This window comes from Victivallis sp. Marseille-Q1083 (genome assembly GCF_903645315.1).
Classification (GTDB): domain Bacteria; phylum Verrucomicrobiota; class Lentisphaeria; order Victivallales; family Victivallaceae; genus UMGS1518.
Map to the genome: position 1 here is coordinate 99,170 of NZ_CAHJXL010000002.1, position 14,227 is coordinate 113,396.

Sequence of the window (14,227 nt, forward strand, 5' to 3'; positions counted from 1 at the left end):
GTAATAGTATATTACGGTTGCCTAAACCACAAGGAGGCTCCGTAATGAAGAATACATCAGTCAGTCTTTTTCGTCAAGTGTTGGATTTGATACCGAAGCGAGAATTTGAAGAAATAGTCATGAAACACAATGGAGACAAGCGAAAACAGTCCTTTGACAGTTGGGCACATTTTGTGTCGATGATCTTCTGCCAGTTGGCGCAGGCCAATAGTCTGCGAGAGATTTGCGGAGGTTTGAAAACCTGTGGAGGCAAATTGAATCATCTTGGAGTGGAATCCGCTCCAACCAAATCCAACTTGTCGTACGCCAATGCCCATCGCTCTCCGAAAATGTTCGGCGATATTTTCCATATGCTTCTGGGACACTGCCATGCAATTGCGCCACGGCATGAGTTTTCGTTTCCCAAGAAACTTTACAGTCTCGACGCAACGCTGATTGAGCTTTGCGTTAAAGTTTTTCCATGGGCAACCTATCGGCAAACCAAAGGGGCAATCAAGCTCAATATGCTGTTGGATCACGATGGTCATCTTCCCGTGTTCGTTGATTTCACCAATGGAGATGTTCATGAGGTAAACAGCGCCAGACGAATGGAACTCCCGCGTGACAGCATGGTGGTTTGTGATCGCGGATACGTTGATTTTTCCATGCTGTATAAATGGAATCTCTCCGGTGTGGATTTTGTCACGCGCCTCAAGACCAATACGACCTACGACATCCCGGAATACGATGTCAAGCAATATCCCGGAACCGTTTTGAGCGATGAAGTCATTTTTCTGCGTGGTTCGCAAGACAAATATCCGGAACGTCTCCGCAAAGTGGTCGTCTGCGATGTGGAAAACCATCGGACATTGACCTTGCTAACCAACAATTTTGAGCTGGACGCACAAACGATCGGCGACATCTATAAGGCTCGCTGGCAAATCGAAAGCTTTTTCAAGATGCTCAAGCAGAACTTCAAGATCAAAACGTTTATCGGCACCAGCGAAAATGCGGTTCGGATTCAAGTTTGGACAGCGCTTATCGCTATTTTGCTGACCAAGTACCTGAAGTTTTTGTCGAAAGCGCAATGGCATTTTTCAACCCTGGTCACTTTCCTGAAATGGAATCTATTTGTTTACCGCGACTTGCGCCAATGGCTGGATCAACCATTTACCAAACCACCGGAGCCGGAATCATTTCAACCAGAGTTCGCTTTTTAGGACAGCAGATTTACAACAAAGGGGGGCTACTTTTGAGAATTGGTGTGAAATAGATGAAAATGAGGGGGCGTAATCAGAAAATTACGCCATTTTGAAAATTGTTAGGACAGGTGTGAGTTTAACGCGTATTATTTCGCATCCAATCAGTATTACGAGATCAACCAGCAAGGCACCACCCAGGATGCCGCCTGGAACGACGCGGCGAACCTGAAAACCGAAAAACGTTATTATGCCAAAGGCGACAACTCTTCACCGTCGGCTGGCCGGTTGTACCGGATCACCTATCCGAACGACACCACCGAAACCTATACCTATGCCTACGGCAACTGGAATGCCGGCAGTTCCTTGGGCGCCGGAACCTTCACCGCCGGCACCGGAACCGCAGTCAAAATGACGGTGACTTACGGCACCACCGCCAACCCGAACGGCGTCGCCAACAAGACCGGCCAGCAGGTGACGATCTTCGACGGCATCGGCAATGTGGTCATGAAAGAAAAGTATGTGTATACCGGCAGCGGTTTCGAGCGGTTCGGTTGGACCGCCGCCAGCTACGACGCCTGGATGCGTCCGCTGGCAATCAAAACCTCGAACAATGAACTGACCGAGTACACCTGGAACTGCTGTCTGAAAACCTCCGAAACGTTGCCGGACGGCACCCAGTACACTTATGCTTACGATGCGTTAAAACGGCTGATTTCCAAGACCAAAGTGGGTATCGGCGATCAACCGGATCTGGTGACAAGTTATACCTATGACGCTCAAGGGCGTGTATTGAATACAACGATATCGGGGGGCAACTTGAGTTTGAGTGAAAGTTCAACGTATAATTATGCCGGGCAAATAACTTCAACGACCGATCAGTCTGGAGTGACTTCTACCTATACTTATCTCAATGGCAGCAATGTTGGGTCGAATCTTAAAGGGAAAATAGGGGCAGTCATTCTATCGGGAAATAGAACCCAGATCAAGGAAACGTTATGTGACGGACAACTCGCTTCAATTACAGGTAATTTACAACCAGCATCTTATTTTGATTATGGTGTTACGGAGAATGGTGAAATTTGGATTAAAAATGTCATAGGCGTAGCCGATGGATCTCAATGGAAGAAAGAATATCATGATATGCTGAATAGAAAAGTCAAGGTTGAATCGTCTGGTTTCAATGGGGTAATGATCACTGAGCAATATTTTTATAACACAAAAAATCAATTAACTAAAATTATATATACAGGCCAGCCTACCATTTTATTTGAATACGACGCTCTTAGTAATCAAATCCAAGTGGGACAAGATGGCGATAGTAACGCCACCTTGACAACGACCTCATCGGACCGTATTCTCCTTGAAGATATCAGCATGATAAAAGAAAGTAATATTTGGTACCTGAAAACAGTACAATCCACCTATGGAAGTGTAAATAACTCAACACCTACAATTATAGCACAGACCAAAACAAAATTATCTGCTCTAGCCACAAATACAATTTCTGACGTTCAAACAATTGATATCAATGGAAATATTACCACACAAACAAATGTTATTGATCGTACAGCTAAGAGGCTGACAATAAATATCTCTACTACCGGCTCAACTGTAACTGCTCAACAAATCTACCTCAATGGTTTGTTGAATTCACAAAAGAATTTTAGTGATTTAACAATTGTATATCACTATGATGGCTTAGGTAGAACAATTTCTGAGGTTGATCAAAGAATAGGAACACAACAGACCACTTATTATTCTTCTGGAGAAGGAAGAGTCGGAAAAATACATACACAGATTGATGCCGCTGGAAATACGACGATTTATGATTATGATGCTGCCGGCAACTTGATATCACTGCAAAATCCACTGAATCAGAAAACATATTATTCGTATAACAATATGAACCAAATTACTCGGGTTTGGGGTAATTCCAAATATCCCTTTGAGTTGAAGTATGACAGTCTTGGCCAGTTGACGCAACTGAAAACCTATCGTACCGGTACAAATTGGAGCAACTCCAACTGGCCGGGAAACAATGTTTCCGCCGATGTTACGTACTGGACCTATGATTCGGCTTCCGGGTTGGTAACTGCCAAAACCGATGCGGCCGGAAAATCGACTACCTATACTTATACCCCAGATGGGAAACTATTAACCCGTACCTGGTCAAGATTGAATGCCGGACAGCCGTTAAAAACTACTTACAGTTATGATACTTTCGGACAGCTTCACAAGATCGATTATTCGGACTCCACGCCGGATATCACCTATACCTACAATCGTCTCGGGCAACCATTGACCGTTACGGATGCAGCCGGAACTCGGACACTTACTTATAATGCACAATTCGCCTTGCAAAAAGAGTCAATCAATGGTATCTATACGAAAGAGCTGAATCGCGTTTATACCACCAGCGGCTTAAAGGGAAGTTACAGTGGATTGAACATCGGTACGGTCAATCTGTACACCTATGGTTACGACCAGTATAGTCGCTTGAATAAAGTGACTACTGCGGCCGGCGTTTTCAATTATACATATCTTGCCAACAGCGATTTGATCGCTTCAATGACCCGACCGAATAATGTGCCAACCAACTACACTTACGAAACAGCCAGGGATCTGTTGACCAAAGTTGCCAACGGCGCCATCAGTACATTCCAGTATGCCAACGATGCGCTCGGACGCCGTACCAGCATGAACCGCAGCGGCAGCGCCTTCACCGCTGCAGATGTTTTGAGTTACACTTACAACAGCTATTCCGAACTGACCGGCGCCTCGTCGAACAACAATGCTTCCTATAGTTACAGTTATACCTACGACCCAATCGGCAACCGCAAGACTGCCGGCCTGGCTGGCACTAATTGGACCTATACCGCCAACAGTCTCAACCAATATTCAGCATTGAATCAGGCTGGTACAGTTCAAAATCCGACTTATGACGCCGACGGCAACATGCTGACTCGCGACGGCTGGACGCAAACTTGGAACGCCGAGAACCGGCTGATCAAAGCTGAAAAAGGAACGGTAAAATTAGAGTTCGCTTACGATTATATGGGACGACGCATTGAAAAAAAAGTTTATAACGGCAACACTTTGACCAGTCATATCCGCTTCGTTTACGATGGATATAAATTGATCGAAGAGCTTAATGGATTGAGCAACAATGCCGTCCTGCGTCGATATGTCTGGCAACCGGTTATGCTTGATAGTCCGTTGATTGTTTTTGATGCAGCCTCGAATAAGAACTATTTCTATCATACCGATGCCAATAAGAATGTGACTGATCTTACGGAATCTACAGGCGCGATAGTCGCTCATTATAAATACAGTCCATTTGGCCAATTAGTAAATTCTTCTGGTACTTATTCAAATACCAATGTTTTCACCTGGAGTAGCGAATATGCTGACAGAGAAACCGATTTGATTTATTATAACTTCCGGGAATATGACCCGAAACTGGGTCGTTGGTTATCTCAGGATTCCATTGAGGAAAAAGGAGATGGTATGATAAATAACTGACGTTCGCGGAATCAGCTTTCTGCGTGTAATTTATGGCGATTAACTTACACGTTTGGAAGCGGACAGGTTGCAGACTGAATGTTTCAATGAGGCGCATCAGAAACGATGACGACCCCGGAAAGGAGATTAGTCAGATCTGTAAACCAGAGCGCCACCGTAGAGAGCGACTGATTAATCGACTACTCTGTATGGGAGGATGGTGAGGCCGTGACAGCAGTTCCGCTTCGATTCGTGAAAAACGAATGGAGGCAGAGAATGATGACAAGTTTTGTTGGAGTGGATTTGCACCGGAACAATTTTACTTATTGCATCCGGGTAAATGGGGAAGAACGGAAAATCGGCAAGTGTGAGATTACCGAACTGAAGGGCTTTGCCGCAATGCTCGGTCCGAACACGGCGATGGCGGTGGAGGCGACCGGAAATACGTTCATGTTTTGCAGCTCGCTGAAAGCTCATGTCGGGCGACTGGTGGTGGTGAATCCATCACAGTTCAAAGTCATCAGCATGTCCACCAAAAAGACGGACAAACATGACGCAAAAGTGTTGGCGGAGTTCCTGGAAAAGGATATGCTTCCGGAGGTAAGAGTGAAAGACGATTTGCAGGCGAAAATTTCAAGTCTGACGCAGACCAGGGAAAAACTGGTTCAGTTGCGTACCGTATTGAAAAACAAAGTCAACAATCTGTTAGCAGCTAACTTCATCGTGCTGAAACGGGAAGAACTGTCCACGGAGAAAGGGCTTTTGAAAGCATTGAGTTATCACTTCGACCCGATCACCGACACGGAAATGCTGGTGGTTGTCGAACAGATTCGCAGTCTGAACAAAAGCATTGAAAAACTGGATAAGGCGATTGAGGATCACGGCAGCAAGATGGACGGCTTCGACAACCTGAAATCCATCAAGGGAATCGGCTCGAAAGGTGCGGCGATCCTGTTGGCAACCATCGGCAATATCGCTGATTTCCGATCGGCAAAGCAGTTGGCCGCTTATATCGGAATCGTCCCCAGAGTGAGCAATTCAAATGACACGGTTTGCCACGGAAGAATCACGAAGAGCGGCAGCAAGATCGCCAGAACCGCTTTGGTGCAATGCGCTTTGATCGCCAAACGCTACAGCCCGTATCTCAATGCCTTTCATGAATCGGTAAAAAGTCGGCGGGGAGGTGCGAAAGCCAATATCGCCTTGGCTCGCAAATTCCTCGATATCGTGTATAGAACATTAAAAAACAATTGGATGTTTGAGAATTTTACTCAATTCAAGCTCGTAAAAAATTGAGTTTTTCTCGACATCGAAGTGGAAATTTATCATGGGAGGACATAATTTATATATATTCTGTTTTAACAATCCAATTGTTAACATTGATTCCTTAGGAAACACATCTGTACATGCTACATTTACAACGGCCGTTGCCACTGGTGATTTTGCAACCGCCGCCACAATTTTAGAGTCTTTAACAGAAGCAGGCATGCTTTCTCCACAGGCAATTGCTGCTATGGCTGCAACATTAGCCGCAGCACAACAAGCACAAAATATTCAACCGATTTCAACTTCAAAGCCAATTTCAATTTCGCTCCCTGCATCACCACCGCCCTCGTGTCCCGATAAGAAAAAATGCCCTCCATGTCCTCCGCCACGGCCTCCAGAAATAAGAATTGATAAAGTACCGCCGTCTCGTGCGCATTGGCCACATCCAAGTACGCATATGCATGTGATAGTATATAAGATGAATCAAAATCCGAAAACCTGTCAATGTTTTGAACACCCACATGAATTTACATGGGGAATAGAAGATTCATTATGGTTCAGTATGCTTTCTCAACTATTAAAACATTGAATCAATGGAATAACATGATATAATTATTTATTATTTGCATTATTAATACGATAAAAAAAACAATTCAATATTTTTAGTAAAAATTATTTTCAAAAAAGGAATATAAACATGAAAAATATAGTTGCATCATTAGAGTATTGGAATAACTATTTATATTTTCGTGGACTTGATAATAATACTATAAGCATTGAAGCAATAGAAAATCCTGGATGGTGGATAAAAATTAACCTAAGTAATACTGATTTTGAAAATATTCGTTTTGTTCCTATTATTACAAATATAGATCCAGAAAATGGAGGAGAAAACAATTCAGAGAATTGGCTATGTTGTTATATCAAAGATAAAATTTTTAATGGCTGTGGTTCTATTAACAAATTATCCACCATCATTGAAATATTTTTTAATTGGATTGAAGAGCATGGATATGATGAGAGCAAATATGTAAAAGTTGCAATAAAAAAACCTCCTATTCCGCTAGAGGGATTTAATATTTGGAGTTTTTGTATTAAAAATAAATATATCCCTATTGTAGATAAATATTAATATGTAATGTTAAATTATTAATTTTTGAAGTTTATTCCTTAAATTCAAGAGTAATATCAATGAAAATAGCAAATCTATGGGTTGTTTTCAATTTATCAATCTATTGTATTTTTGCTAATATTGTTGCTTCATTGCCAGACAATGTCAAACATATCGTCGGGCTGACCGACGATAATTCTTACCTGCCTCGTGTTCAAGCCATACATGCACTGGGAAAAAAACTACCGCAAGACCAGATTGATGTCTTTTACAAATTTCTTTTTCAAAAACTCGAAGATCAGGAGCTACCGGATCTGGAGTTCAATGGCTTGAAAAATGAATTGACCTGGGCCTTGATCTGGCAGGAAAAAGTCCCCAAAGACTTGGCGAAACATCTTGATACCATGTTTCGGGATAAATCCTATGATGTGACCTGGCGGGATTACTGCGTGCAGTTTTTCGGCAAGTATTATCGTTACGTCGGAGAAGCCGACCGCAAAATCCTGAAAGCCGGGCTGGAGGAAGCCTTGAATGAATGGCAGAACCGGATCGCCGGAACCGCCGGCTACATGCTTTGGCAGATGTCCGACTATCCCGGTTTCGACAAGCAAGCAATCATTGACAAGATTGTCGAAATATTGAATCAGCCGGATTGTTCCAATGCTTCAAAGTTACCCTTGCTGCAAGCCTGCGGCGAAGCCGGAGATAAGCGAGCTCTACCGCAAGCCCGCGAGCTGATGAAAACCTGCAAAGATATCATGCTTCGCGCCTCGGCTATCGCCGCAGTCGGCTATCTTGGTGACGCCACTGACATCCCATATCTTGAAACCCTGAGCAAACAAACCGATCCCAGAGTACAAAAACCTGCCCAGGCCGCTTTGGTGAAGCTGCAAAAGTAAAAGAGATATAATTTTATAAATAATAATTTATTTATAAAATATCAAAGCAAGGGAGAGGAAAAATGAACAGAAATCATGTTATCGGTTTCAGTATGCTATTTGCAGCCTTATTTTCTAGTTTGGCTTATGCGAATCTCCCCTGCGAAGGCGGCGAGAACTGCGAAAAGGAGTGTGAATGTGGTGAAAACTCTTCATCATCCGGAAGCGGTGGCGTCGGAACCGGCGGCCCCGGTCATGGCGATGAAACCGGTGGCGGAGCATCCTTTGGAACTGGAGGAGGAACCCAAAGTTTTGCTGATGGCTCCGGCGGCGGGGTTATCCAACCGACCGTGATGCGCAACGCCGGGAGCGGTACGACAAAAGTCGGCAGCGTCGATATCTCGATCAACTTCGGTCTCCCGGCCAATGAGAACATTGATGTTTTGGGCCGTTTCAGCATCTACACTATTTCGCCCAGCTCGGCGATCTACACACCGCAAACATTACAATACCTGAATCGTATGCTTGACCGGCTGACTATCGCAGTCACCCGGCCGGCAATGGGCACTCCCGGGTCGATGACCCACAAAATGTATGCAGTCGGAGAAGCGATGGTCAGCGGCGATACGACATCCGGCAATGATGCCGGCGGAACCACACCGTCAGGGCAGGGGACATCAACCTTGAGCGGCACCTGTCCGGATTGCGGCGGCAACCACAGCGATATGCCCGGCAACACGGTGCGGCAGGTGAAGCTGCTGACCAAAGACCGCGAGGTGTTGATCTTCAATTTTCCGCAGAACGAAAACACCGCCAAGCTCTCCGGCCAGAAAGCTTACTACAACTACCGGCTGCAGATGGTCAACGCCTCCGGTACGCCCGTCACCGACAATCCGGTCTATTATGACATGTTTATCGGGGATGGTTATGTGATGCGATATTCGGCTGCAGACGGCCAGGTGGTATCATTAACAACGCCGTTCGGCCGGACGATCAAGCCGGATTCACCGAGTGTCGGCTTGGAGATCGTATACGATGAATCCGGTAACATCAAACAGGTCTGGAGCAGCGCCGAAGGACTGGCCGATGTCGTCGTCACCGATCCCGGTAACAGCTATGAAATCCGTATTTATCCGCCGGCCAATGCCGGCGTCAAAACCGACGGCGCTTATGTTCCGGTCGGCGATCCGCATACCGTCTGGAAGATCGAAAACCCGAATCCCGGGCAGGCCACCCAGGTTCAAGTCACCAAGTCGGTAACGGTAAATGGCGTGACCACCGACGAGGTAAGCCTTTATGACTACAGCTATGCGCAGGAGGGCTGGAAGCTGGATTCGCCGGACGGCCTGGAAGTCATCTCGCAGAGCACCAGTTGGAATTACTCGAAAACGGTGCGGACGATCAGCGAAACGGTTAAGACCGCCGCCGGCGAAATCGCCTCGAAGAGTACCCGCATCATGCAGAAGTTCCCGTTCGGAGATCGTACCGTGGTCAGCACCCTCGATCCGGAAGGCGCCAACCTGCAGACGGTCTATACCTATTATTCCAGCGGCGGCGGCATCGGCCGGGTCGAAACCATCAGTTACCCGGACGGCAACTGGGTCTGGTACAAATACGATGATGAAGGCCGGGTGATCGAAGAAATCAAACCATGGAAAAACTCGGCATTGAAATCCCCGGCCAACCAGGCCCGTTCAATCACTTATTCCTACGCGCCGCTGGACTCCCGCGACACCGTGCAGCCGAACGACGCCCGGCCGCGCTCCATTGAGGAAAAGATTCTCGGCGTCACCGTGAGAAAAGAGTTTAACGCGTATTATTTCGCATCCAATCAGTATTACGAGATCAACCAGCAAGGCACCACCCAGGATGCCGCCTGGAACGACGCGGCGAACCTGAAAACCGAAAAACGTTATTATGCCAAAGGCGACAACTCTTCACCGTCGGCTGGCCGGTTGTACCGGATCACCTATCCGAACGACACCACCGAAACCTATACCTATGCCTACGGCAACTGGAATGCCGGCAGTTCCTTGGGCGCCGGAACCTTCACCGCCGGCACCGGAACCGCAGTCAAAATGACGGTGACTTACGGCACCACCGCCAACCCGAACGGCGTCGCCAACAAGACCGGCCAGCAGGTGACGATCTTCGACGGCATCGGCAATGTGGTCATGAAGGAGAAATACGTCTACATCGGCAGCGGTTACGAGCGGTTCGGCTGGACCGCCGCCAGTTACGACGCCTGGATGCGTCCGCTGGCGATCAAAACCTCGAACAATGAACTGACCGAATACACCTGGAACTGTTGTCTGAAAACCTCCGAAACGCTGCCGGATGGTACGCAGTTCACTTATGCTTACGATGCGTTGAAACGGCTGATTTCCAAGACCAAAGTGGGTATCGGCGATCAACCGGATCTGGTGACAAGTTATACCTATGACGCTCAAGGACGTGTATTGAATACAATAGTATCGGGGGGGAACTTGAGTTTGAGTGAAAGTTCAACATATAATTATGCCGGACAAATAGCTTCAATCACTGGTAATATGCAACCCACAACTTATTATAATTATGGAGTATCAGAGACTGGCGAAACCTGGAGTAAGCATTCTTTCGGTTCCGGAGACGGAACTCGCTGGGAAACAGTCTATCAGGATCTGCTGAAGCGCACCGTCAAAGTGGAACGTTCCGGTTTTAACGATAGTGTTGTCAGTGATGTATACTCATATAACAATAAGAATCAATTAACCAAAATAGCCAGAACCGGACAGCCTGCCGTTTTATTTACTTATGACACACTGGGAAATCAAACGCAAATTGGTTTTGATGGTGATAACAACAGTTCATTAACGGCTGCTTCAAGCGATCGCATACAGATTAATGAGATAAGTATGATCAAAGAAAACAATAACTGGTTCTTGAAGAGTGTTCAGTCAACCTATGGAACATTGAACAACGGAACCGCGACGGTTATTAACCAAACCAAAGAAAAACTATCCGGCTTGCCAGCCAATACGATCTCGGAAATTCAATCCATTGATATCAATGGGAATATTACAACCCAAACCAGTTTGCTTGATCGTGCCGCGAAAAAAATTACCGTGAATACCACCAATCCGGGATCTACTGTAACCCGGCAGCAAATTATTCTCAACGGTCTGTTACTTTCGCAAAAAAGCTTTTCGAATTTGACCACAACATACGGTTATGATAGTTTGGGCAGAATGATTTCTGTTGTCGATCCAAGAACCGGCGCTCAACAGATAACTTATTTTACCATTGGCCCCGGAAAGATCGGCAAAATACATACAGAAGTTGATGCCGACGGAAATACGACGACTTACGATTACGACGCATCCGGCAACTTGAAATCAATAAAAAATCCACTGAATCAAAAGACTTATTATTCCTATAATAACATGGGGCTGATTACCCGGACTTGGGGAGATGTGCAATATCCAGTCGAGCAGGTCTATGACAATCTTGGCCAGTTGACGCAACTGAAAACCTATCGTACCGGTACCAATTGGAGCAACACTACCTGGCCGGGAAGCAATGTTGCCGCCGATGTTACCCAATGGACTTATGATGCAGCTTCCGGGGTGGCAACCGCTAAAACTGATGCTGCCGGAAAGTCGACTACCTACACTTATACCACAGACGGTAAACTTCTGACGCGCACCTGGGCAAGATTGAATGCCGGGCAGCCATTAAAAACTACTTACAGTTATGACACTTTCGGACAGCTTCAAAAGATTGATTATTCTGATTCCACGCCGGATATCACCTATACCTACAATCGACTTGGACTTCCATTGACCGTTGTCGATGCCACTGGGAGCAGGACATTTACTTATAATGCGCAATTCGCCTTGCAAAAGGAGGCAATCAATGGTATCTATACGAAAGAGCTGAATCGCGTTTATACCACCAGCGGCTTAAAGGGAAGTTACAGTGGATTGAACATCGGTACGGTCAATCTGTACACCTATGGTTACGACCAGTATAGTCGCTTGAATAAAGTGACTACTGCGGCCGGCGTTTTCAATTATACATATCTTGCCAACAGCGATTTGATCGCTTCAATGACCCGACCGAATAATGTGCCAACCAACTACACTTACGAAACAGCCAGGGATCTGTTGACCAAAGTTGCCAACGGCGCCATCAGTACATTCCAGTATGCCAACGATGCGCTCGGACGCCGTACCAGCATGAACCGCAGCGGCAGCGCCTTCACCGCTGCAGATGTTTTGAGTTACACTTACAACAGCTATTCCGAACTGACCGGCGCCTCGTCGAACAACAATGCTTCGTATAGTTACAACTATACCTACGATCCAATCGGCAACCGCAAGACGGCCGGCTTGGCCGGCACTAATTGGACCTATACAGCAAACAATCTCAATCAATATTCAGCCTTAAATCAAGCAGGTACAATTCAGAATCCAACTTATGACGCCGACGGCAACATGCTGACTCGCGACGGCTGGACGCAAACCTGGAACGCCGAAAATCGGCTGATCAAAGCCGAAAAAGGTACGGCAAAATTAGAGTTCGCTTACGATTACATGGGCCGACGCATTGAAAAGAAAGTCTATAACGGCAGTACCTTAACAGCCCACATTCGATTTGTCTACGATGGCTATAAGCTGATCGAAGAACTCAATGGACTGAATAACAATGCCGTCCTGCGGCGTTATGTCTGGCAGCCGGTTATGCTTGATACGCCGTTGACGGTTTTTGATGCTGTTGCGAATAAAACATATTTCTACCATGCCGATGCTAATAAAAACGTGACTGATCTGACGGACTCTGCTGACGCGATAGTTGCGCATTATGAATACAGTCCCTTTGGGCAACTGGTGAAATCTTCCGGTGCTTATGCAAATACTAATGTCCTTACCTGGAGCAGTGAATATCGTGATATTGAAACTGACTTGATATATTACAACTATCGCTATTATTATCCATTATGGGGACGATGGATTAACCATGATCCTATCAGTGTTTCTGGAGGTATCAATACTTTGAATTTTGTTTTCAATAATCCAATTTCCTTCATGGACTCATATGGAAATGATCCGTATGATGGATACAGCAGTTCCATAGGATTATACACTCAGCCAATATTTACTCCACAACCAATTAGAATCAAAATAACCCCATTTACTCCTGAGACCACGTTTTCTGGGACTGATCCACGACAATCCTCGGGAGATACTTTAGATGCTACTGGAATTGATGGATATAGTGCAGAACCAGATGCTACTACATGCTGTTGTTCGGATGGAAGTCAAGGAATACCTGTCTTGATGCAACTGAAAAAAAATGGTGGGAAATGGGTTGTCGATACCCCAAAACTTGAACCACAAAGAGGAGCCCCTTGGTATTCGCCTTACAATAGTTTTATTACAAGTTATGATGGAAAAAGATATAAGTTGCATGCTGTTCGTTATTATTCCTATACCGACACCGGTGGTAGACAATATGGGCGTTCTTATCTTGATGCGCCTGGAGTTAGACTAAGAGCTCTATCACAAGAACCAATACTGCCAAGTCATGACTTCAGCTTGGATTTTAGAATAGAAGTTTTTTGCCGTTGTGCTTACAATGATGAATATACCGGTTCTTCTGTTGACTTTACTTACACCAGGCATCCGACTGGCTCAGGTACAGTTTCCGGAGAAACTATTATTTTGGGTGATCCACAGAATCCGTCGAAATATCCATTTCAACCTCATCAACACGGACCCATTTATATACAGGAAAATTAAAGATAAATATTGGAGTTAAAGTAATGAAAATACAAATTCACCATATGAATTTAATTATTGTTTTACTGTTATTATTATTCTCATGCTTTGGGAGGGGAAATAAGAATTTGCCTTGGTATATGCCATTTATTATTACGAGTTATGGCATTTTACTAGGAGTAATGATTCAAAAGCCATTCATAACAAATAAAATGATTAATTTGCTGGTCTTATTTTTTTTATGTTTTTTATTTGGAGGATTATGTATTGCAGTAATTTATTTTTATAACTTCCAGCATTAATAATGCTAATTACAGAGAGAAAATTATGATCAATAAAATTATCAGTAGTAAAAAGTTGAAACTTTTTTTATCAGTCATTGTTTTGTTATTAAACGCTATATTATCTATGTATATTTTCATTGACAGATGCAATCATTTTTTATATGTATTAATAGATATTATGAAATATTGTTCATGGGGGATTGGAGGATTATTCATTGGATATTTTATCGTTAAACCTGTACAGAAT

7 protein-coding genes are annotated in these 14,227 nt (G+C 44.9%); all 7 read left to right on the forward strand.

Going from position 1 to position 14,227, the window contains the following annotated elements; genetic code table 11:
• The first annotated feature begins 44 nt into the window (after positions 1-44).
• Positions 45-1,199: an IS4 family transposase gene (locus HWX74_RS16475; protein WP_176014186.1), complete on the forward strand. Its 1,155-nt coding sequence runs from the start codon at positions 45-47 to the stop codon at positions 1,197-1,199.
• A gap of 267 nt (positions 1,200-1,466) precedes the next feature.
• Positions 1,467-4,703, forward strand: coding sequence for an RHS repeat domain-containing protein (locus tag HWX74_RS16480; RefSeq protein ID WP_176014686.1), 3,237 nt, complete (start codon positions 1,467-1,469; stop codon positions 4,701-4,703).
• A gap of 258 nt (positions 4,704-4,961) precedes the next feature.
• Positions 4,962-5,978, forward strand: a complete 1,017-nt coding sequence (locus HWX74_RS16485) for an IS110 family transposase (protein WP_176014518.1) — start codon at positions 4,962-4,964, stop codon at positions 5,976-5,978.
• 31 nt (positions 5,979-6,009) lie between these two features.
• Positions 6,010-6,537: a hypothetical protein gene (locus tag HWX74_RS16490; RefSeq protein WP_176014687.1), complete on the forward strand. Its 528-nt coding sequence runs from the start codon at positions 6,010-6,012 to the stop codon at positions 6,535-6,537.
• A 108-nt stretch (positions 6,538-6,645) separates the two neighbouring features.
• Positions 6,646-7,080, forward strand: a complete 435-nt coding sequence (locus tag HWX74_RS16495; RefSeq protein WP_176014688.1) for an Imm53 family immunity protein — start codon at positions 6,646-6,648, stop codon at positions 7,078-7,080.
• Between the two features lie 59 nt (positions 7,081-7,139).
• Positions 7,140-7,958, forward strand: coding sequence for a HEAT repeat domain-containing protein (locus HWX74_RS16500; protein ID WP_176014689.1), 819 nt, complete (start codon positions 7,140-7,142; stop codon positions 7,956-7,958).
• Positions 7,959-8,020: 62 nt separating this feature from the next.
• Positions 8,021-13,717 carry an RHS repeat protein gene (locus HWX74_RS16505; RefSeq protein ID WP_176014690.1) on the forward strand — a complete coding sequence of 1,899 codons (5,697 nt, stop codon included), beginning with the start codon at positions 8,021-8,023 and terminating at the stop codon, positions 13,715-13,717.
• Positions 13,718-14,227 lie beyond the last annotated feature (510 nt).